General features: G+C 60.5%; 18 protein-coding genes. 1 reads left to right on the plus strand and 17 read right to left on the minus strand.

From position 1 onward, the window contains the following. Positions 1–7: 7 nt before the first annotated feature. The 5 genes from ACWKWM_RS15115 to gabT all read right to left on the minus strand — a co-directional run bounded on the left by ACWKWM_RS15115 (position 8) and on the right by gabT (position 5078). Complete coding sequence (locus ACWKWM_RS15115) at positions 8–1213, minus strand: acetyltransferase domain-containing protein (protein ID WP_483846899.1); 1206 nt, start codon at positions 1211–1213, stop codon at positions 8–10. A 109-nt stretch (positions 1214–1322) separates the two neighbouring features. Further along, positions 1323–2099, minus strand: coding sequence for a DUF4198 domain-containing protein (locus ACWKWM_RS15120; protein ID WP_483846900.1), 777 nt, complete (start codon positions 2097–2099; stop codon positions 1323–1325). Positions 2100–2488: 389 nt separating this feature from the next. Beyond that, positions 2489–2977, minus strand: a complete 489-nt coding sequence (locus tag ACWKWM_RS15125; RefSeq protein WP_483846901.1) for an Lrp/AsnC family transcriptional regulator — start codon at positions 2975–2977, stop codon at positions 2489–2491. Positions 2978–3025: 48 nt separating this feature from the next. Beyond that, entirely contained in the window at positions 3026–3682 is a 657-nt protein-coding gene (locus ACWKWM_RS15130; protein ID WP_483846902.1) for an HAD family hydrolase, read from the minus strand. Between the two features lie 97 nt (positions 3683–3779). Continuing rightward, positions 3780–5078 (minus strand): 4-aminobutyrate--2-oxoglutarate transaminase, encoded by a 1299-nt coding sequence (gene gabT / locus ACWKWM_RS15135; RefSeq protein WP_483846903.1) that lies wholly within the window; start codon positions 5076–5078, stop codon positions 3780–3782. Positions 5079–5362: 284 nt separating this feature from the next. On the opposite strand from gabT, the gene ACWKWM_RS15140 reads away from it, so the two are divergent. Then, complete coding sequence (locus ACWKWM_RS15140) at positions 5363–6289, plus strand: 2-hydroxyacid dehydrogenase (RefSeq protein WP_483846904.1); 927 nt, start codon at positions 5363–5365, stop codon at positions 6287–6289. Between the two features lie 264 nt (positions 6290–6553). Here ACWKWM_RS15140 and ACWKWM_RS15145 read toward each other — a convergent pair whose 3' ends face one another. The 12 genes from ACWKWM_RS15145 to ACWKWM_RS15200 all read right to left on the minus strand — a co-directional run bounded on the left by ACWKWM_RS15145 (position 6554) and on the right by ACWKWM_RS15200 (position 20713). Then, positions 6554–7633 carry a tartrate dehydrogenase gene (locus ACWKWM_RS15145; protein WP_483846905.1) on the minus strand — a complete coding sequence of 360 codons (1080 nt, stop codon included), beginning with the start codon at positions 7631–7633 and terminating at the stop codon, positions 6554–6556. 50 nt (positions 7634–7683) lie between these two features. Next, entirely contained in the window at positions 7684–9141 is a 1458-nt protein-coding gene (locus ACWKWM_RS15150; RefSeq protein ID WP_483846906.1) for an NAD-dependent succinate-semialdehyde dehydrogenase, read from the minus strand. A 114-nt stretch (positions 9142–9255) separates the two neighbouring features. Further along, complete coding sequence (argE, locus tag ACWKWM_RS15155) at positions 9256–10413, minus strand: acetylornithine deacetylase (protein WP_483846907.1); 1158 nt, start codon at positions 10411–10413, stop codon at positions 9256–9258. Next, complete coding sequence (locus ACWKWM_RS15160) at positions 10410–11588, minus strand: NAD(P)/FAD-dependent oxidoreductase (protein ID WP_483846908.1); 1179 nt, start codon at positions 11586–11588, stop codon at positions 10410–10412. The genes argE and ACWKWM_RS15160 overlap by 4 nt, the downstream gene beginning before the upstream one ends. Next, positions 11585–12961, minus strand: coding sequence for an FAD/NAD(P)-dependent oxidoreductase (locus ACWKWM_RS15165; protein WP_483846909.1), 1377 nt, complete (start codon positions 12959–12961; stop codon positions 11585–11587). The genes ACWKWM_RS15160 and ACWKWM_RS15165 overlap by 4 nt, the downstream gene beginning before the upstream one ends. After that, positions 12943–13251, minus strand: a complete 309-nt coding sequence (locus ACWKWM_RS15170; protein WP_483846910.1) for a (2Fe-2S)-binding protein — start codon at positions 13249–13251, stop codon at positions 12943–12945. Before ACWKWM_RS15170 ends, ACWKWM_RS15165 begins: the two co-directional genes overlap by 19 nt. Next, positions 13248–15089, minus strand: coding sequence for an ABC transporter ATP-binding protein (locus ACWKWM_RS15175; protein WP_483846911.1), 1842 nt, complete (start codon positions 15087–15089; stop codon positions 13248–13250). Before ACWKWM_RS15175 ends, ACWKWM_RS15170 begins: the two co-directional genes overlap by 4 nt. A gap of 1 nt (position 15090) precedes the next feature. After that, complete coding sequence (locus tag ACWKWM_RS15180) at positions 15091–15966, minus strand: ABC transporter permease (RefSeq protein ID WP_483846912.1); 876 nt, start codon at positions 15964–15966, stop codon at positions 15091–15093. Then, positions 15963–16919, minus strand: a complete 957-nt coding sequence (locus ACWKWM_RS15185) for an ABC transporter permease (protein ID WP_483846913.1) — start codon at positions 16917–16919, stop codon at positions 15963–15965. The genes ACWKWM_RS15180 and ACWKWM_RS15185 overlap by 4 nt, the downstream gene beginning before the upstream one ends. Before the next feature lie 31 nt (positions 16920–16950). Continuing rightward, complete coding sequence (locus ACWKWM_RS15190; RefSeq protein ID WP_483846914.1) at positions 16951–18591, minus strand: ABC transporter substrate-binding protein; 1641 nt, start codon at positions 18589–18591, stop codon at positions 16951–16953. Between the two features lie 120 nt (positions 18592–18711). Then, on the minus strand, positions 18712–19986 hold the full coding sequence (locus ACWKWM_RS15195; protein WP_483846915.1) for an NAD(P)/FAD-dependent oxidoreductase: 1275 nt from the start codon (positions 19984–19986) through the stop codon (positions 18712–18714). 58 nt (positions 19987–20044) lie between these two features. Continuing rightward, positions 20045–20713: a haloacid dehalogenase type II gene (locus ACWKWM_RS15200; RefSeq protein WP_483846916.1), complete on the minus strand. Its 669-nt coding sequence runs from the start codon at positions 20711–20713 to the stop codon at positions 20045–20047. Positions 20714–20858 lie beyond the last annotated feature (145 nt).

The raw sequence follows: 20858 nt of genomic DNA on the forward strand, positions 1-20858 counted from the left end.
AGGAGAATCAGAGGTATTTGAGCCAGGCGATATCGCGACGGCGCTGCTTCAGGTTGGCGTACCAACGCGTCGGGAAGAACAGAACCACGGCCAGCACCACACTCCACATCCAGACGCCCGGGAGGTCGTCAAAGCCGTAATAGTTGCCCTGATTGGCGCCCCACAATGCCAGCGCGATCAGGTACATCGCCTTGAGCACGTAGAGGTGCAGCAAGTAGAAAAACATCGGGGCGCCGCCATAAATGGCCAGGGTTGCGGTGGACCAGCGGTCCTGCATTTTCTCAAACAGCGCCAGCAACAACAGGCCCAGACCAATGGTCGGCATGAGGAACATCAGCGACGGCGGATATTTCTTGGCGCTCATGAAGCTCATGAACGTGCGCAGCGAGTCACCGGTTTGCACCCACGGTTTTTCGCCGTAGACATTCAGATAGCGAATGAACACGAACGCCACCAGCAGACCAAGGCCCACTTTTAGCAGGCGCGAGATTCGCACGGCCGGATCAACATCTTTTCCAAACCATGGCCCAATCGCCCAGCCCAGCAGAATCACGCCGATCCACGGCAGTACCGGGTACGTCGTGCGGGCTCGTGTGAACTCGGTGATGTCGATGAACACACGCTGATGCAGGATCGACCACGGCACGAAGAACGGCGATTCAGGCCCGACCGTTACACCGTCGAGCAGGTTGTGCCCGGCGACAATCGCAACACCCAGCACGATCAACCAGCTGCGTTTGAAATGCAGCAAACCGGCCAGCACGATCATGCAGATGCCGATGCACCAGATCACTTGCAGCCAAAGAGTTTTCGGTGGGAACTCGGCGTTCCAGGCGAAGCACACGAAGGTGATTTCCAGCAGCACCAGAAACACGCCGCGCTTGAGCAAGAACACGGAGGTTTCTTTGAGCGTGTGCTTTTGGCTGTACAGATAAGCCGACAGGCCGGTGAGGAAGATGAACACCGGCGCGCAGATTTCGCTGAGCATCCGGGTGAAGTACAGATCGGGCGTGACGCTCAGCGCATCGATAGGGTCGGTGACCTGGCGATGCAGCAAGAAGGTTTCACGCACATGGTCCACCAGCATGCACAGCATCACGAAACCGCGAAGTGCGTCGATGGCCAACATGCGGGTGTTGGTGATCACGGACGCAGCGGTCCGCGCAGGGGGAATAGCTCCCGCCCGCCCCGTCATTTCAGAAGTAAGGGACATTTGAGTTACTCATGTTATCGATCATTGATCAGAGGCCTGAACCTGCGCCGGGAAGTGCGCGGTCTGGGCCTGTCGCAGTGCGGCAGACAGTGTTTGATCGGTGGACGCTTTAACCAGCCGCCTTCTTGAGCCGCGCAACTTCCGAGGCTGGGAGCTGCGCCGGTGGCCGCGATGATGGCGCCTGACCTGATCGGTGGTAGAAGGACAGCGTCGAGCTGAAGCTCTTTACGTCGTACTTTTCAACTTGCTGTTGGGCGTTGGTGCGCTCGCCGGGTACGTGCTCTTTATGCTCGGCGGCGACAACATACGTGCCTTGTCGTGGCAGCTCGAACGTGACCTTGCCAGCGTCATCGGAGGCCTGGGTGATGGCTTCACCGGAAGCGGTTTCCAGCACAACGTCCTGTGCCGCTAACGGCTTGCGCAGATAGAACACCTGGAACGTGGCCTTGCCGTCTTTGGCGACACCGGTGGGGACGATGTCGAGATCGAGTTGCGGCTCGCGCGGTCGAAGATCACCGACCCAACGGGTTGCCGGGGTCCAGTACGCTTTGAGCGTTTTGCCGTCTTCGTGCAGATCGAAAATCGGGTAGTGCGTGTCCAGCGCCAGCAGTGTGTCTTGGGCTGTCGGTTGTTGCGCAACGGCGAAGTAATCGCGCTGCAAAGTCAGACTCAGGAATTGAGCCGTGTGCCCCGACCATCCCGTCAGCCCCTTGAATCGGTCCAGCCCGCCGGGCGTCACTTCCAGCATGTTCTTGTCGTACTCGCCGTAATACAACGCAAGCGGCTGCTGCGCCGGCTGCTCGAACCAGATTTGATGCGCTTGCGCAGCACTGGCTAACAGCAACGCGCTGCACGCCAAAAGCGCTTTCGTGGTGATCCCTTTCATTCGCACTTACCCATGCCCGTCGGTTGATCCATGCTTCATTTCGTTACACTATAACATCGTGAAACGAAACGAAGCACCCTGCCCTCCCGATGAATTACAACCCACGCGAACATGAAATTTATTTCATATTCAAGACGGACAGACGCCAGAAATACCGTTTTGCGGGGGCAAACAGCGTTATATGCGGCCTGCGCCAGCGTGGCGCGAGGGATCGTCGTTTATTCGCGGGATGTGCTTTAGCGGTGCAGGTTTGGCGATGAATCGAAATTTGATGGCCGCTGCAAACACCTGTAGGAGCGAACTTGTTCGCGAGGCGATCTGACTAGCGCACAAGGGCAGCCGCCTCGCCAACCAGTTGGCTCCTACAGGGATGGGCAAACGCTGAATAATCAGTGACGCAAAAGCTTGCGCAGGGGCACGCCGTCTTTCATGACGGGGGACTTGATGACGATGTAGCTGAAGTACTTGGAGATGCCGATGTTTTTGTCGAGCAGCTCTTCAACCACTTCCTGATAGTGCTGAATACTGCGCGTCATGAAGCGCACCAGGTAGTCGTAGCCGCCGCTGATCAGATGGCACTCCAGCACCTCATCGACCAGCCGGATATTGGCTTCGAATTTGGCGAAGTCTTCGCGCTTGTGATCGCTGAGGGAGATTTCGGTGAAGACCGTCACCGAGTCGGTGATCTTCGCCAGATTGAGATGGGCTTTGTAGCTTGAGATGTAGCCGGCCGATTCAAGTCGTTTGACGCGTTGCAGACAGGGGCTCGCCGACAGACCGACAGCGTCAGCCAGGCTGACGTTGGTCATGCGCCCGTCTTTTTGCAGTTCAACCAAGATATTGATATCAATCCGGTCCAGTTTGACCAAACCTTCCATTACGCGCCTCTTGATTGCCGTTCGATGTAAGTGTCCCTTCTAACAAAATCAGCGCCGTAAAGACAGCTGATGCTGTCGCACCAGGTCGGCCATGCTGTTGATACAAAAGTCGGCTGGGCACGGCCGACGGTGCTCGGCGCGTCCACGGCGGATCAGGCAAAGCCCCCCCGACGTCAGCGGTTGCGCGGGTGCCCGCGACAGCAACAGCGTGTCGGCAGGATCAATCTCCAGCGCCGTCAGCCAGTCTGTGCGGTCCATCGGGTTGCCGGCCAGCGACAAAAGGTTTTCCGGCGCCAGCCCCAGACGCTCACACAGCACGCCCCTGTCTTCCACGTCGCGATCGACGTAAACCAGCAGGTGATAAAACTTGCGCAGGTAAAGCATCGCTCCAGGTGCATCTTCGAACAGCGTCCAGTTGGGCACCGAACGGGCGAAGGTCATGCCCTCCTCCCAACTGGCCTTGATGCCCAAACGCTCGGCCATCTGTCGATGGGCGAAACACAACAAGCCGCTGAAACCCAACTCATCGAAGCGCGGGTAGAGCGAGCGAATAACGTCCTTGTACTCGGCCAGAATCTGCTCTTTGTCGGGAGTGCCGGAACGGTTTTCCAGCAACGGCTGCAACGCCGCCCACACGCCCGAATCCCGATCCACCAGAACTTCATCGCAATCGATCAACAGCGCGCGGTAATCAGTCAGCCCCATGAGCGGAAAAGCCTCCAGTGATGCGGTTCATCTCAGTGCAAAAACCTGAAGCTGTCGGCGGTCGAGGCCTATGACATCGACCACCTGACAGCGACGCTCATTTTGCGATCAAGACCCGTGCCAGCGCTGCGCCAAGAATGCTCAGGGCTTCGTCGATCTGCGCCTCGGTCGTCACCAGTGGCGCGAGGAAGCGCAGGACGTTGCGATGGACACCGCACTTGATCACCAGCAAGCCGCCGAGGCGGGCCTGATCGATCAGCTGTTGGTTGAGTTCAGCATCCGGACTGCGCTCGGCATCATTTTTGATCAGTTCAATCGCGACCATGAATCCGGTAGCGCGCACGTCGCCGATTTCGGCGTACTGCGCCTGAAGCTTGAGCAGACCGTCATGCAGGCGCCGCCCCAACACCACGCCGCGCTCGACCAGCTTTTCTTCTTCGTAGGTTTCGATAACCGCGAGCGCCGCCGCGCAAGCCAACGCGTTGCCGCCATAGGTGCCGCCAAGACCACCGGGCAGCGGCGCGTCCATGATCTCGGCACGCCCGACCACACCCGACAGCGGGAAGCCGCCCGCCAGACTTTTCGCCACGGTGACCAGATCCGGCTGAATGCCCGAATGCTGGAAGCCGAACATCTTGCCGGTGCGACCGAAGCCGGTCTGGATTTCATCGAGGATCAACACGATGCCGTGCTTCTCGGTCAGCGCACGCAGCGCTTTGAGGAACTCGACGGGTGCAGCCAGGAAACCACCATCGCCTTGCACGGGTTCGATGATGATGGCTGCAACGCGATCAGCCGCGACCTGAGTCGCCAGCAATTCGTGCAGCGCCGCCAACGCCATTTCACTGGTGAAACCGCGATAGTCGTTGGGGTACGGCGTGTGGAAAACGTCCGGGGCAAACGGCCCGAAGTTCTGTTTGTAGGGCTGGCTCATGCCGGTCAGCGTGGTGCCCAGCAAGGTGCGGCCGTGGAAGCCGCCACGGAAGGCAATCACAGCTGGACGGTTGGTATGAGCGCGGGCGATCTTGATGGAGTTTTCCACCGCTTCGGCGCCGGAGGTGAACAGCACCGCTTTGTGCGCGACGTCGCCGCCCACCAGTTGGCTCAGACGTTTGGCCAGCTCGATGTAAGGCTGGTAGGCCGCGACCTGAAAGCAGGCGTGGGTGACTTTGGTCAGCTGGGTTTGCACCGCCTTGATCACGTTCGGGTGGTTGTGCCCGATGTTCAGCACGCCGATGCCGCCCACGAAGTCCAGGTAGCGCTTGCCGTCCACATCCCACAGCTCCGAGCCTTGGGCGCGATCGATGACCAGCGGATGCGCGGTCACGATGCCACGCGGTACGAACTGGTCGCGCTGACGCAGTAAATGATGTGCTTCGTCGACTTTGCTGTTCATGGCATTTCCCATAGTGAGCCGGGCAGCCGACAGGTGGCTGCGATGGAGTTCAGATTAATCGTTCAGCGAAACGATCTACGCCGAACTTGGCCCTCCAGATGTCCGGATCGACTGTTTTACCCCTCGCAAACGGCAGATTCCTTCAGTGCCCCTCAAGGCCAATTAATCTGCCGGTCGACGGTCTATTCCATGCTCCAAAAGCCGATGCAATCGCTGCTTTCGACAGATCATGCTCCCGCCGTTGCGGCATGATGGACGCCACCTTTTCAAACCAGGAACTAGCCATGGCGCTGCTCTATAAAGCTGACCCCGGACGTGGCGAACAGTGGAAAGCGCTGTTTGCCGAACATGCTCCCGACATCGAATGGCGCGCATGGCCAGACATCGGTGACCCGGCGGATATCGAATACCTCGCCGCCTGGCAAGCGCCGGACAATCTCGACCGAGTGCTGCCGAACCTGAAGGTGCTGTTCGCGCTGTCAGCAGGGGTTGATCAACTGGACCTGAGCCGCATACCGAACACGCTTCCGGTGGTTCGCTTGCTCGATCCGGGTATCAGCCAGGGCATGTGCGAGTACGCGTGTTTTTCGGTGCTGAGCCTGCATCGGGACATGTTGCGCTACCGCCAACAGCAGTCGGAAGGGCAGTGGCAGGCTCATCGGCTGGTGCAAGCGAGCAAACGACGTGTGGGGGTCATGGGGTTGGGGCTTCAGGCACAGCATATTCTGTCGAGCCTCAGACCGTTCGGTTTCAAGCTGTCGGGATGGGCGCGCAGTCAGCACCAGATCGAAGGCGTCGAGTGCCACGCCGGTGTCGATCAACTGCCGGCTTTTTTGGCTCAGTGCGACATTCTGCTGTGCGTATTGCCCCTGACAGATCAGACCGAGGGCATCCTCAACCGCGCGCTGTTTGAGCAGCTTCCTCCCGGTGCGGCGCTTATCAATATGGGCCGTGGTGGGCATTTGGTGGAGAGCGATCTGCTCGATGCGCTAGACAGCGGGCAACTCAGCGCAGCCGTGCTGGATGTGTTGCAGCAGGAACCGGCAGCGCCCGACCATCCATTCTGGAAACACCCGAATATCCTGGTGACCCCGCACATCGCTGCCATGACCCAGCCCGACAGCGCTTTTGCGGGACTGTTGGACAACATTCGCCGCTTCGAGCGTGGCGAGAAAATGCTGGGGCAGGTGGATCTCGGGCAGGGATATTGATCAGGGCGGACCTGTCCCGGTAGGAGCGCGCTTGCCCACGAACACGATTGATCCGGCACAAAAGATGCGTCGGATTAACCGGCCCCTTCGCGGACAGGTCCGCTCCCACGGGTTCGAGTCACTCTTGATTCGATCCGCACTTGTTGGAGCGAGGCTTGCCCGCGAAGCTGACATCCGGATTCGCCTGACACTGCGCGTCGTTAACTTCGCGGGCAAGCCTCCAACGGCCTGCGGCCAGAATCAGAGTTCTGCCAGCCGCAGCGCTCACAACGCCGCAGCGATCGCCTCACCCACCGATTGCGTCGAGCCGGTGCCGCCCAGGTCCGGGGTGATCGGGCCGTTGGCGATGATCAGTTCGATGGCCGCGAGAATGCCGTCGTGGGCCGCGCGGTATTGCTCGTCGCCGTTGCCCAGGAATTCCAGCATCAACGCAGCGGACCAGATCATCGCCACCGGATTGGCAACGTTGCGACCGTAAATATCGGGCGCAGAACCGTGCACCGGTTCAAACAGCGACGGGAAACGACGTTCCGGATCAAGGTTGGCCGACGGCGCAATGCCAATGGTCCCCGCACACGCCGGGCCCAGGTCGGAAAGAATGTCGCCGAACAGATTTGACGCCACCACCACATCGAATCTATCCGGCTGCAACACGAAGCGCGCACACAGGATGTCGATGTGTTGCTTGTCCCATTTGATCTCCGGGTATTGCTCGGCCATCAACGCGGTGCGTTCGTCCCAGTACGGCATGCTGATGGAGATGCCGTTGGATTTAGTGGCCGCTGTCAGCAGCTTGCGCGGACGGGTCTGCGCCAGCTCGAACGCAAACTTGAGAATCCGATCAACGCCGTGACGGGTGAACACTGACTCCTGCAGCACGAACTCGCGATCAGTGCCTTCGAACATCTTGCCGCCGACGGACGAATACTCGCCCTCGGTGTTCTCACGCACCACCACAAAATCGATATCGCCCGGCTTGCGTCCGGCCAGCGGACACGGCACCCCAGGAAACAGTCGCACCGGGCGAATGTTCACGTACTGGTCGAAGTCGCGGCGGAACTTGAGCAGCGAGCCCCAAAGCGAAATGTGATCTGGCACCTTATCGGGCCAGCCCACCGCGCCGAAGAGGATCGCGTCGAAACCCTTGAGCTGATCGAACCAGTCGTCCGGCATCATCTTGCCGTGCTCCAGGTAGTAATCGCAGCTCGCCCACTCGAAGACCTCGATGTCGAGGTTCAGCCCCCATTTCTGCGCGGCCCTTTCCAGCACGCGCAGCCCCTCGGGCATCACTTCCTTGCCGATACCGTCGCCTGCGATCGCGGCGATTTTGAATGCTGTGCTCATGAACGATGTGTCCTCTGAAAATCCGCAGTCAACCCGACAAACTCGCCGTCTTACAGCCCGCCAACATGAAACGCTTTGACCTCAAGGTACTCGTCCAGGCCATAGCTTGAACCTTCTCGGCCAAGACCGGACTGCTTGATGCCACCAAACGGCGCGACTTCCATGGAGATGATCCCGGTGTTGAGGCCGACCATGCCGAACTCAAGCGCTTCACCGAAACGCCATGAGCGACGCAGGTCCTGGGTGAAGTAATAAGCGCCCAAGCCATACGGGGTGGCATTGGCCAGCGCCAGTGCCTGGGCTTCATCAGTAAAGCGCATCAGCGGCGCGACCGGGCCGAAGGTTTCTTCGTTGGCCAACAACATGCCCGGATGGGTATCACCCAAAACGGTCGGCTGAACGAACTGACTGTCGCCGTCGGGCATACCGCCGCACAACAATTTGGCGCCCTTACTCAAGGCATCGTCGATGTGCCGTGCGACCTTGGTCACAGCCGCCGGATTGATCAGCGGGCCAATGGTCACGCCCTCTTCCAAACCGTTGCCGATCTTGAGCTTGCCGACCTCTTCAACCAGGCGCTGAGCAAAGCGCTCATAGATGCCGTCCTGCACCAGAATGCGGTTGGCGCAAACGCAGGTCTGCCCGGCGTTACGGAATTTGCTGAGCATGATCCCGGTGATGGCCTGCTCCAGATCGGCATCGTCGAACACGATGAATGGGGCATTGCCGCCCAGCTCCAGACTCAGACGCTTGATGTGCTCGGCGCTCTGGCGCATCAGCAAACGGCCAATGGCTGTGGAGCCGGTGAAGGAAATCTTGCGCACAACAGGGTTGCCGGTCAGCTCTTCGCCAATGCCCGCTGGCATGCCGGTGATGACGTTGAACACGCCCGCCGGAATGCCCACGCGCTCTGCCAGCACGGCAAGCGCCAAGGCCGAGAGCGGCGTGAGGTCCGAGGGTTTGACGATGATCGGGCAACCTGCCGCCAGCGCCGGAGCACATTTGCGGGTGATCATCGCGTTAGGGAAGTTCCAGGGTGTGATGGCCGCACAAACGCCCACCGGCTGTTTAATGGTCATCAAACGGCGATCAGCGCTGGGCGCAGGGATGGTTTCGCCATAAGAGCGGCGCGCTTCTTCGGCGAACCATTTGACGAAGCTGGCGCCATAGCGAATCTCGCCCTTGGCCTCGTTCAGCGGCTTGCCCTGCTCCAGGGTCATGATCAGCGCCAGGTCGTCGACGTTGGCGAGCATCGCCTGATGCCAGCTCTCCAGCAGCACAGCGCGCTCGGCGGCAGGACGTGCACGCCATGCAGGCCAGGCGCGGTCAGCGGCTTCGATGGCGTGACGGGTCTCAATGCCGCTCAGCGCGGGCACTTGCGCCAGCCGCTCGCCGGTGGCCGGGTTGATGACGTCCAGCGTGGCGCCGTCCTGAGCACTGATCCACTGCCCATCAACGTAGGCGCGTTCTACCAAAAGGCTTGGGTCTTTCAATTGATGCTTGAGCATGGTCGAGTCCTGATCCGAGACAACTGCCAGTCTAGGCAGGCGCCTCAGTTCAGGATGCTGAAAGCCGTTGAGCAGCAGCGTCGGATGCTGAAATACGCACCCGGACGGCAGGCTCTACTGCCTCAACGATCCGAGCAGGGTCTGGAGGAAACGCTCGCCGGCGTCCAGTTGCGTTTCGTCGATGAACTCATCGGGCTTGTGCGCCTGCTCGATGGACCCAGGCCCGCACACCACCACCGGCACGTTCAGCCGATTGGCGAACAAACCGCCTTCGGTGCCGAACGAGACCTTGATGTGTTGCGTGTCGGGCGCGGCGAAACTGTGCAGCAGTCGCACAGCTTCGACGCTGGGGTGCGTGTCGAGGCCGGGGTATTCATTCATCACTTCGATGTCGATGGCGGCAACGTTCGACACCTGCTTCGCCTCGCGCACCAGAGCTTCAGCGCGTTCACGCAATTCGTTGAGCAACTGGTCGGGATTGTCCGCAGGCAAATTACGGAATTCGAACTCCAGCGTGCACAGGTTCGGCACGATATTCAGCGCCTTGCCACCATCGATGCGGCCGATGTGCACGGTGCTGTAGGGAATGTCGTAGCCCTCGTCACGCAGGCCGGTTTTCTCGATGCGCTTCTGGCTGTCGCGCAGCGCGCCGATAAAGTCGCTGGCCAGATGAATCGCGTTGACCGCGCGTGGCGCCAGCGATGAATGCGCTTCCTGGCCACGGCAGTAGGTGCGATAGGAGCTTTTGCCTTTGTGGCCGAGCGCAAACTGCATCGACGTCGGTTCGCCGATCACACACAAAAACGGGCGCAACGGTGCCAGGTCCAGTACGTCCAGCAAACGCCGCACGCCGACACAGCCGATTTCTTCGTCGTGGGACAAGGCCAGTTGCAGTGGCCGAGTAAGTGATAAGTCCGCCGCATCGAGCATGGCGTCGATGGCCAGTGCGATGAAGCCCTTCATGTCGCAAGTGCCGCGCCCGTAGATACGGCCATCTTTGAGCGTCGCTTCAAACGGCGGCAGCGTCCAGGCCTGACCCGCGACCGGCACCACATCGGTGTGCCCGGACAGCAAAATGCCCGGTTGGTCCTTGGGGCCGGTGCTGGCGAACAGGTTGGCCTTCTTACCGCTTTCGTCCTTGACGATGAGCGACTCGATGCCCTTGGTCGCCAGCACGTCACGTACGTATTCGATGAGCGCCATGTTCGATTCGGACGACACAGTGTCGAACGCGATCAGGCGTTTGAGGATGTCCAGTACACGGGGTTTCATATGACTTTGCTCGTAGTTTGCAGGCTCGACAGGCCAGTTAACGGCACCGGATCTGCAAAGCGCTGGATATCAAAGGGGGCAATGTGGGTTCGAGTGTGGCCGGTACTGATCAGTTCAGCCATCACGTCGCCCACGCCTGGGCCGAGCTGAAAGCCATGGCCACAGAAACCGAACGCATAGAACAGCCCATCGACCTTGCCGCTGGCGCTGATCACTGGCAACGAATCCGGCGTGTAGCTCTCGATGCCGCTCCATACGCGGATGATGTTCAGGTTGACAGCGCCCGGCAGCAGGCGGCGCATTTGCTCGATCTGATTGATGATGCTGCGCGGCTCGACATGGGCACGGCGGTTGATCATGTCGGGGCGGCTGCGATAGCCGCCACCGATCACGATATTGCCCCGCTTGATCTGCCGGAAGTAGATCACTTCCTCAGGAATTTTGGTGTACACGCCGATCACCGTGGGCAGCGAATACGGCACCGGCTCGGTGACTGCCATCTGCGGCCCGTGGGTATCCAGCGGCACCGGTTCGCCAAACTGCTCGGACAGCTTCGAGCCCCATGCACCCGCCGTGATCAACAGATTGGCTGCGACGAACGAGCGACCATCGGTAGTGGTGACCTGAAACTCGCCGCCCACCTTTTGCACGTCGGCGACTTCGGTGCGCTCTTCGACCCTGGCGCCTGCGCGAATCGCGGCGCGGGCGAAAGCCGGCGCAGCCAGACGCGGGTTGGCGTGGCCGTCGTGAGGCGCATAGGAACCGGCTTTGACCTCTGGACCGAGAAACGGAAAACGTTCGTGCAAAGCTTTGCCGGTGATGACTTCAAGGTCCAGTTCGCTAGCTTCGGGCGCGGCAGCGTAGGCTTCCAGTTCGGCAATATGCGCCTCGTCGTAGCACACGCGCATATGGCCACTGGGCAAAAACTCCAGGTCTTCGCCGATCAGCTCGGGCATGCGTTTCCACAGCGCCCATGAGCGGTTCGCCAGGTCCAGCTGCGCGAGATGCCGCCCCTGGCGCCGGACGTTGCCGAAGTTCACGCCGCTGGCGTATTGCCCCACCTGATCGCGCTCCAGCAGCGTCACCGAGTGCCCGCGCTGACGCAGGAAAAACGCCGACGCGGTGCCCATGAATCCTCCGCCGACAATCAGTACGTCGCTTTTTTGCGGAGTCATGAGATCACCTCTTCCATCTTCATCGACAGCGGTTTGACCGGCGCCTGACCACGCTGGCGGCCGACCTCCTGAACCGGCACGCCCGCTTCGGCAGCGATGACTTCGGCGCCGCCCTGCGAGCAATAACGCCCCTGACAGCGACCCATGCCTACGCGACTGAATGCCTTGGCGCGGTTGACTTCGCAGGCGCCCTTCTCGCGCACCACGCCCCGCAGCTCGCCAGCAGTGATCATTTCGCAGCGGCAGATAATTGCTTCGTCAGGCAAGGCTTTGGCTTGAGCAGCAGGCCACGGAAACGCTTCACACAGCCCGACACGGAACGTGTCCATGATCGCCAGTGACTGCTTTTGTGCCTGTTGCTCGGTAGCATCCACCGGCAGTTTCAGATCGTGCAACAGCGCGTTGGCCGCCAGACGCCCAGCCTGTTCGGCAGCGTCCGCGCCACGAATTTTTGCGCCATCGCCCGCCGCGTACACGCCATTGACCGAGGTGCGGCCTTCTTCGTCCACGGCCAGCAGCCATTGACCGGACACCTCATCGAACTGCAAGCGACAGCCCGCAAGATCGGCCAACTGGGTTTCCGGGCGCAGGTGATAACCCAGCGCCACCGCGTCGCAGTCGACCTGCATCACGCGGCCAGCGCCGGTCTTGAAACGAACACCGCTGACGCCTGTTTGCTCATCGCCCAGCACTTGCACCGGCTCAACGCCCAAATGCACAGCGACTTTGGCCCGATACAACCGCGCCAGCAACTTCATGCCCTCGAACAACACCGCCGGGCGCGCCAGCAATTTGGGCAGCGCCGCAATGCGCTTGCTGAACGGCGAAGTGTCGAGCACCGCTGCAACGTTGGCACCGGCTTTGACGTATTGACTGGCGACCAGATAAAGCAACGGGCCGCTGCCCATAAACACCACGCTGTGGCCGATGGACACCGACTGCGCCTTGAGCGCGATCTGCGAGCCACCCAGGCTGTAAGTCCCGGCCAGCTGCCAGCCGGTGATCGGCATCAGCCGGTCAGTGGCGCCGGTGCAGAGAATGAGCGCGTCGTAATCAATGACCGAATGCCGGCCATTGCTAACGCAGTTCAGTTGCCCCGGCGTGAGGTTCCACACCAGCGTGTCCGGCCGGTAATCGATCTGCGGGCGCAGCCGGTCAAAACTCTGGTGCAGGGCTTTGGCCTTGTTCGCTTCGGTGCCGTACAACGCGCTGTAATTGCGCTTGAAACCTTCTGGCTGACGACGATAGATCTGTCCGCCATCGCGACGGTTTTCGTCGATCAGGATCGGTTTGATCCCCGCGGCCAACAGCGTCTCCGCGCAACGAGTGCCGGCAGGACCTGCGCCAACAATGACTACCCGTGCAGTGGCCATTTCGCCTCCGGTTGTGTGGTGACGATGTCCAGTCCTTCGCGCACTTCGTTGGAACAGGCGCGCAAGCGTTCGCCGCTGCGCGTCCACACCCAACAATCCTGGCAAGCGCCCATCAGGCAAAAACCTGCACGGCGGCCGGAGTCGAACTCCGACTCACGCAGCGACGTGCCTTGGGTCAGCAGCGCGACCATCAGTGTGTCGCCCTGCAACGCCTTGATCGGCGCACCGTCCACCACCAGACTGACGCTCGGCCGATCCCGCTCACCCAGTCTTACGAAACGCCCGCTCATGCGTAGGCTCCCACGATCATGCTGTTGGAATGCTCTTGTGTGCTTTGCAGTTCGTCGCTGTTCAGATGGCAAAGGATTTCGCTGCCGCCCTGAATGTCACGACGCCCTGGCGCAGTCTTGTTGCACAGCCCTTCGACGCGGACCGGGCAGCGATTGAGGAAGGTGCACAGCTCCGGCACGTTGGCCGGGGCGCTGATCGGCGGAAGCTTGCCGCAGGTAGTGCCGCAGTTTTCCAGCCAGCCCTGACGCAGCTCCGGCACCGAATGCACCAGCAGGTCCGTGTACGGATGGAACGGCGCCTGACTGAACGCCTCGCGGTTGCCCTCTTCGATCTTGTGGCCGCTGTACATCACCACGATGTCATCGCACAGGGCGCGCACGGTGGAGATGTCGTGACTGATGAACAGGTACGAAACCCCGAGCTCGCGACGCAGATCACCGAGCAGTTCGAGAATTGCCGCGCCGACCACGGTGTCCAGCGCCGAGGTCACTTCATCACACAGAATCAGGTCAGGTTTGGCCGCCAGCGCACGCGCCAGATTGATCCGTTGCTTCTGACCGCCTGACAGCTCGCTGGGACGTCGATCCGCCATCGCTCTAGGCAAGCGCACCAGATCGAGCAGTTCATCGACGCGCTGACGCAATGCCGCGCCCTTGAGGCCGAAATACATCTTCAGCGGCCGTGACAGGATCGTCGCCACACTGTGCATCGGATTGAGCGCAGTGTCGGCGTTCTGGAAAACCATCTGGATGCGGCGGAACTGATCGTCGGTGCGGCCCGACAACGTGCCGGACAACGGCGCGCCGTCAAACACCAGCTCACCGCGCGCAGGGTCGAGCAAGCCAGCCACCACCCGCGCCAGCGTCGATTTGCCGGAGCCCGACTCGCCAATCACGCCGATGGCCTGGCCACGGGTGATGGTCAGGTCGATGTCTTCGAGCACGCGAATCATCGGCATGCCCTGCATGTTCTTTTTACCGTAGCCGGCGGTCATGCCCTTGATCGTCAGCAGCGTGGTGTCTTTGACCACTTCACTGGCGGGCGTCAGGGTCGCGTCCGGGCGCGCAGCGGCGAGCAGGCTGCGGGTGTATTCCTCGGACGGACCCTTGAGCAGCGCCGCCGTGCTGCTGTATTCGATGACCTTGCCGCCGTTGAGCACTACGATCTGGTCGGCCATCTGCGCGACCACGGCCAAATCGTGGGACACGTAAACCGCTGTTGCGCCACGTTCACGCACCACGCGCTTGAAAGCGCGCAGCACATCGATCTGCGTGGTGACGTCCAGCGCCGTGGTCGGCTCATCGAGCACCACCAGCAAGGGATCGCTGATCAGCGCCATGGCCGCCATCACCCGTTGCAACTGCCCGCCAGACACTTGATGCGGGTAACGCTCGCCGATTTTTTCGGGGTTGGGCAACGACAGATCGCGAAACAGGCCGATGGCTTTGGCCGTCAATTCGCTGCGGGACCCGAGGCCATGAATCAGCGCGCCTTCAATCACTTGATCAATCAGCTTCTTGGCCGGATTGAACGCCGCAGCAGCGCTCTGCGCGATGTACGACACCCGATTGCCGCGCAGGCTTTGTAGTTTGCTTTCCTCCAGACCGAGCATGTTGTGCTCGCCAACCTGCACCACACCGCTCGCCAGTCGGCAGCCGCGTCGGGCATAGCCCAGCAATGCCAATGCGATGGTGGTCTTGCCTGAACCGGACTCACCGATCAGCGCCAGCACTTCGCCTTTTTCCAGAGAAAAGCTCACGCCCTTAACGATTTCGACTTCGCCTTTATCGCCGGAAGCGACCACGCGCAGGTCCTGGACTCGTATCAATTCACTCATCTCAATGACCTCCTGAGCGTCGGCTGCGTCGAGACGAAATCCGGTCGATGAACAGATTCACGCCAATGGTCAGCGTGCCGATAGCCAACGCTGGGACCACCAAGGCGGGCGCGCCTTGATTGAGGCCGCCGATGTTCTCGCGCACCAGCGAACCGAGGTCAGCATCTGGTGGCTGAACGCCAAGGCCCAGGAAGCTCATGCCGCTGAGCAGCAGCACGATAAAACCGAAGCGCAGGCCCAGATCGGTCAGCACCGGATTGAGCATGTTAGGCAAAATTTCTACGCAGGCGATGTACAGCCGGCGCTCGCCACGGGTCCGTGCCACTTGAACGTACTCCAGGGCTTCGATATTGACCGCCAGACTGCGGGCGATCCGGAACGCACCCGGCGAAAAACTCAGCACCGCCGTGCAGATCAGCAGCAGCACTGATGAGCCGAAAGCCGAGACCATGATCAGCGCCAGCATCTTGCTCGGGATCGAAATGAAGGCGTCCATCAATCGGCTAATGATTTCATCCAGCCATTTGGGCGCTACCACCGACAGCAACGCGCAAGTGGTGCCCAGACCGCTGGCCAATACCGCCGAAATCAGCGCCAGCCCAACCGTGAAACGCGCACCGACCAGCACCCGGCTGAGCATGTCGCGGCCCAGATAATCGGTGCCGAAAGGATGAGCCATGCCCATCACATCAAACACGTTGTCAGACACCACTTCACCGACCGGATGCGGCGCCAGCCATGGGCCGAAGATCGCCACCAGCAGCCAGATAAAACACATCGCCGCGCCTAGCAAACCCAGCCAGGACGGGCCGTGGGAAACCTTGCCGGAGGCCAGGTCGGGGGTGGTTGGCATCGATTTCACAATGACTTTGTTCATTGGGTTCTCAGCCTCGGGTTGGACAGAATTGCGCACAGGTCAGCCAGCAAGACCAGCAGCAGATACGCCGTGCAGAAGAGCATGGTGCAAGCCTGCACCAGCGCCATGTCGCGGTTGGTCACGGCATCGACCATCAAACTGGCAATGCCGGGATAGTTGAAGATGGTTTCGACGATGACCACACCGCCCAACAAGTAGGAAAGGCTCAACGCTACGGCGTTGGCAATGGGCCCGATAGCGTTGGGCAACGCATGACGCAGCACAATCCGCACGGGGCTGACGCCCTTGAGCCGGGCCATTTCCACGTACGGGCTGTCCAGTTGATCGATTACGGCTGCGCGAGTCATGCGGGCCATTTGCGCGACGATCACGAAACACAGGGTCATGACCGGCAACGCGTAGGTGCGCATGAATTGCCACGGCGAGGAGATGTCGCTGGCGTAGGAGAGCGCCGACAGCCAGCCCAGATTGACCGCAAATACCAGCACCGCCAGCGTCGCCACCAGAAACTCCGGGACGGCGACCAGGGCCAGGGTGACAAAGCTGAGGATGCTGTCGATCCGTCCGCCCCGGCCCATGGCCGAACCGATGCCGAGCGTCAACGCCACCGGGACCGACACCACTGCGGTGACTGCCGCCAGCATCATGGTGTTGGGCACTCGTCCGGCCATCAGCTCGCTGACCGGCATGGCGCTGGACACTGAGGTGCCCAGATCGCCGCTGATCAGGTTCATCAACCAATGCAGATAACGCACCACACCCGGCTGATCCAGGCCCAGTTTCAGGCGCAATGCCGCCACTTGTTCCGGCGTCGCAAACTGCCCGAGGGACTGTTGCGCCGCGTCACCGGGAAGCACGGCCGTGATGGCGAAAACCACCATGGACACGATCAACAAGGTCACGATCGCCGCGCCGAAGCGCCGACAGATCAGCCACAGTGTGTTGCTATTCATCGTCTTGCTCCCGCATCAATTCACGCCGCAATCACGCATCCAGCCAGACTTGCTCGCTGAACATGTACCCCATGAAACCGCCCAGGGGGTTGCTGCTGTAGCCTTTGATGCGCTGGTCGACGCCATCGATGTTGCTGATGAACACCGGAATGCCGATGCCACAGTTCTCACTGACCAGCGTTTGCATGTCGCCGTACATTTTGGCGCGCTTGGCATCGTCCGTTTCGCCGCGAGCGAGCATCAGCAGTTGGTCGAACTGCTCGTTTTTCCAGCCCGACTCGTTCCATGGCGCGGTTGACTGGAAGAACTGCGAAAAGATCACGTCAGCGTTAGGGCGCGGATTGATGTTGCCGAAGCTCAACGGGTGCTTCATCCAGTGGTTGGACCAATAGCCATCGCTCGGCACGCGGTTGACGTTGAGGTTCAGGCCCACCGATTTAGCCGACTGCTGCAACAGCACAGCGATGTCCACGGAACCGGTGGCGGCTGGCGAGCAGACCAGCGGCATGGTGATCTTTTCCATGCCGGCTTTTTTCAGCAGGAACTTGGCTTTTTCCGGATCATACGCACGCTGTGGCAGCTCAGTATTGTGGTAACGCGAGCCCGGCGCGATCGGATGATCGTTACCGACCACGGCGTAACCACGGAACACAGCGGACTTCACTTGCTCGCGATCCAGCAGGTATTTCATCGCTTGCGTGAAGTCGGCGTTCTGGCCCGGCATCTGGTCCTGACGAATGATCAGGTCAGTGTAGTTACCCGACGGCGCATCCACCACGCGGTGCCCGGTGCTGGCGGCAATGCGCTGAGTGGAACGCGGGTTGACCTCGTTGATCATGTGCACGTCGCCGGAGAGCAGCGCATTGACCCGCGATGGCTCGTCGGCGATAGCGATGAATTCGATTTCGTCCAGATACGGCAGGCCCGGTTTCCAGTAGCCGGTATTGCGCACGCTGATTGAACGCACGCCCGGTTTGAATTCCTTGACTTTGAACGGCCCGGTGCCAATGCCCTGGCTGAAATCAGTGGTGCCTTCGGGCACGATCAACAGGTGCGACACCGCCAGAATCGAGGGCAACTCGGCGTTCGGTGCAGTCAGTGTGATTTGTACTTCCAGCGGGCCGGTGGCCTTGATCTCGGCGAACTGCGCCATCAGCGGCATGACTTTGGAGCCGGTGGCCGGGTCTTTATGGCGGGTCAGCGAGAACACCACGTCGGCGGCGGTCAGCGCTTTGCCGTTGTGGAAGGTGACATCCTTGCGCAGGGTGATGGTCCAGACCGTGGCTTTATCGTTATCGATGCGCTCGGCCAGCTCCAGCTGTGGCACCAGATGGCGGTCAAAACGGGTCAGGCCGTTGTAGAACATGAAGTGGCGAACGTAGTCGGTGGACAGCGCGCCTTTGGCGGGGTCCAGGGTGTCAGCGGTGGAACTGGACATGCCCGCGACACGAATGCGTCCGCCTGGCTTGCCCTTAGCTGCCGTTGCGGCGTCATCATCGGCAAAGACTTTTCCAGCAGCGCCAAACAGGCTACCGGCTCCTGCAGCAGCGACCCCGGCCACCCCCAACATACGTAATGCATCGCGGCGGGAAATGCCACGATTGAGTCCTTCGAACACGCGCAGGCTGTCTTGGCCTGTGATCAGTTGGGGTTCGACTTTCTTGTCAGCCATATCAGTTCTACCTGTCGAAAATGGGGTTGTCCGAGTTGCTCGCGGTTGACCGGAGCGTCCTTGAAACGCAAACGACGACGGTGAAGCAAAAATCCGTTTTGAATCTTTCAGTTGCTGCAATCAGTGACGGCTGTCCTGAAAGCGGTAATACGCACCCACCAACGGCAGAAACCACGGCGTGCCGAAATGGCCGGGCACCGCCGGCCAATCCAGTTCACGCCAAGGATTGGCCTGCGCGTTGCCGTCCATGACATCGGCCATGACGCTGCCCATGTGCACCGACATCTGCACGCCGTGGCCGCTGTAGCCCATGGAATAAAAGACGCCGTCGTGCTCGCCGGCACGGGGCAGGCGATCGGACGTCATGTCCACCAATCCGCCCCAGCAGTAATCGATCTTTACGTTGGCGAGCTGCGGGAACATCTGCGTCATTGCCGCCTTCAACACCACGCCGCTCTTGGCGTCGGAGGTGCTGTTGGACATGGCAAAACGCGCGCGACCGCCGAACAGCAGGCGATTGTCTGGGGTGATACGGAAGTAGTTGCCAATCAAACGGCTGGTGACATACGAGCGCTGCTGCGAGAACAACTGCGCGATGAGCGCTTGCGGCAAGACTTCGGTGGCCACCACAAAACTGCCCACCGGCACGATACGGCGGCGATACCAGCCCGGTCCGCCATGCTGGCAAGCGCCGGTTGCCAGCAGAATCTGCTTGGCCTGAATCGAACCTCTGGCGGTGTTGACGCGATAGCCGCCGTTGTTGGCTTTCCAGTCCTTGACCGCTGCGTCCTGATACACCCGCGCGCCATGACGCACCGCCGCATCGGCCAGGCCGACACCGAAACGCCCAACGTGCATTTGCACGCCGTTGCGCTGTAACAAGCCGCCGTGAAACTCGGCGGAATCGACTTCGGCGCGCGCTTGCTCTGCGGTCAGCAACTCAACATCGGCATCGACTTCACGACGGATCAATTCGCACGTACGCGCCATGCCCTCGTAGTGCATGGCTTTGGCCGCCAGCTTGAGCTTGCCGTTGCGCTTGAGGTCACAGGCGATGTTTTCCTGCTCCACCAGTGTCACAACGCTCTGCACGGCGCTTTCGTATGCTTTGTAATATTCGCGGGCCTGATCCGGCCCAAGGCTTGCGCTCAGCGCCGCGTAATCCTGGGCGACACCGGTGTTGCACTGACCGCCATTGCGACCCGACGCTTCACCGATCACTCGCCCCGCTTCCAGCACTACGACGCTGGCGCCCTTTAAGGCCAACGCACGCGCAGCCGCAAGTCCGGTGAAGCCGCCGCCGACGATCACCACGTCGGCCGCACCTTCTAAGGCACCGACCTGTGCGCCGCTGAAATCAGGTGCGGTGTCGAGCCAGTAGGATTCACTGCGCATGTCGTTCCCCTTGCGTGCTCACTCATGAGCGCCTTGAAAAGTGCTGGATGTGGCTGGATTACAGACCGACCAGTGCCGCCAGGCCGCCGATGTCCGGAATCTGCCGGTAGCCGTAGAACTCGTTGGCCGGCACTTCGTGGCCACGGGCAACGAACGCTTTGTTTTTGATCTTCATGTCGTGAGCCGGGAACAGGTCATAACGGAAGCTGGAGGACACGTGAAGAATGTCTTCCGGACCGCAACCGAGGTTGTCGAGCATGAATTCGAATGCGGCCAGACGTGGCTTGTATGCCTGGGCCTGTTCAGCAGTGAAGACCTTGTGAAACGGCGCGCCCAGCTTGTCGACGTTGGACATGATCTGGCTGTCACTGGCGTTGGAGAAAATCACCAACGGGATTTTGTCGGCGATTTTCGAAAGGCCAGCAGGCACGTCAGCGTGTGGACCCCAGGTCGGTACGGCGTCGTAATAAAGCTGGCCTTCTTCACGGTATTCGATGCCCCAGCGTTTGCAGGTACGCGCCAGCGCAGTCTTGAGGATCTCGTCGTAAGGCATCCAGTCGCCCATGACCTGGTCAAGACGATACGCAGAGAAGTCCTTGACGAATTGGTCCATCTGCTCGACAGGCACACGGTCGGCGAAGATCTCGCGGGTCATGGTGCCCATGTGGAAGTTGGTCAGCGTACCGTAGCAGTCGAACGTAATGAATTTAGGTCGAAGAAAGCTCATTTTGTGCGGTCCTGAAAGTTCGTTGAGGTCATGGCATGACGAGCATTCGCCCCGTTGCCAGAGCTGTGATTGCAACGCTGCAACACAACCTCATTACAACACCGTGAAATCAGCAGATGGCGTTAAAAGTGCGGGCTGCTTGATA

The sequence above is a fragment of the Pseudomonas rosaeacicularis genome, assembly GCF_057128745.1.

Bases quoted from the DNA above. Each gene is read 5' to 3' on its own strand.
- ACWKWM_RS15130 (WP_483846902.1), bottom strand. From the start codon at position 3,682: ATGGGGCTGACTGATTACCGCGCGCTGTTGATCGATTGCGATGAAGTT.
- ACWKWM_RS15170 (WP_483846910.1), bottom strand. From the start codon at position 13,251: ATGAGCGGGCGTTTCGTAAGACTGGGTGAGCGGGATCGGCCGAGCGTC.
- ACWKWM_RS15180 (WP_483846912.1), bottom strand. From the start codon at position 15,966: ATGAACAAAGTCATTGTGAAATCGATGCCAACCACCCCCGACCTGGCC.
- ACWKWM_RS15190 (WP_483846914.1), bottom strand. From the start codon at position 18,591: ATGGCTGACAAGAAAGTCGAACCCCAACTGATCACAGGCCAAGACAGC.
- ACWKWM_RS15125 (WP_483846901.1), bottom strand. From the start codon at position 2,977: ATGGAAGGTTTGGTCAAACTGGACCGGATTGATATCAATATCTTGGTT.
- ACWKWM_RS15175 (WP_483846911.1), bottom strand. From the start codon at position 15,089: ATGAGTGAATTGATACGAGTCCAGGACCTGCGCGTGGTCGCTTCCGGC.
- ACWKWM_RS15145 (WP_483846905.1), bottom strand. From the start codon at position 7,633: ATGAGCACAGCATTCAAAATCGCCGCGATCGCAGGCGACGGTATCGGC.
- gabT (WP_483846903.1), bottom strand. From the start codon at position 5,078: ATGAACAGCAAAGTCGACGAAGCACATCATTTACTGCGTCAGCGCGAC.
- ACWKWM_RS15185 (WP_483846913.1), bottom strand. From the start codon at position 16,919: ATGAATAGCAACACACTGTGGCTGATCTGTCGGCGCTTCGGCGCGGCG.
- ACWKWM_RS15160 (WP_483846908.1), bottom strand. From the start codon at position 11,588: ATGACTCCGCAAAAAAGCGACGTACTGATTGTCGGCGGAGGATTCATG.
- ACWKWM_RS15140 (WP_483846904.1), top strand. From the start codon at position 5,363: ATGGCGCTGCTCTATAAAGCTGACCCCGGACGTGGCGAACAGTGGAAA.
- ACWKWM_RS15195 (WP_483846915.1), bottom strand. From the start codon at position 19,986: ATGCGCAGTGAATCCTACTGGCTCGACACCGCACCTGATTTCAGCGGC.
- argE (WP_483846907.1), bottom strand. From the start codon at position 10,413: ATGAAACCCCGTGTACTGGACATCCTCAAACGCCTGATCGCGTTCGAC.
- ACWKWM_RS15150 (WP_483846906.1), bottom strand. From the start codon at position 9,141: ATGCTCAAGCATCAATTGAAAGACCCAAGCCTTTTGGTAGAACGCGCC.
- ACWKWM_RS15165 (WP_483846909.1), bottom strand. From the start codon at position 12,961: ATGGCCACTGCACGGGTAGTCATTGTTGGCGCAGGTCCTGCCGGCACT.
- ACWKWM_RS15120 (WP_483846900.1), bottom strand. From the start codon at position 2,099: ATGAAAGGGATCACCACGAAAGCGCTTTTGGCGTGCAGCGCGTTGCTG.
- ACWKWM_RS15200 (WP_483846916.1), bottom strand. From the start codon at position 20,713: ATGAGCTTTCTTCGACCTAAATTCATTACGTTCGACTGCTACGGTACG.
- ACWKWM_RS15115 (WP_483846899.1), bottom strand. From the start codon at position 1,213: ATGTCCCTTACTTCTGAAATGACGGGGCGGGCGGGAGCTATTCCCCCT.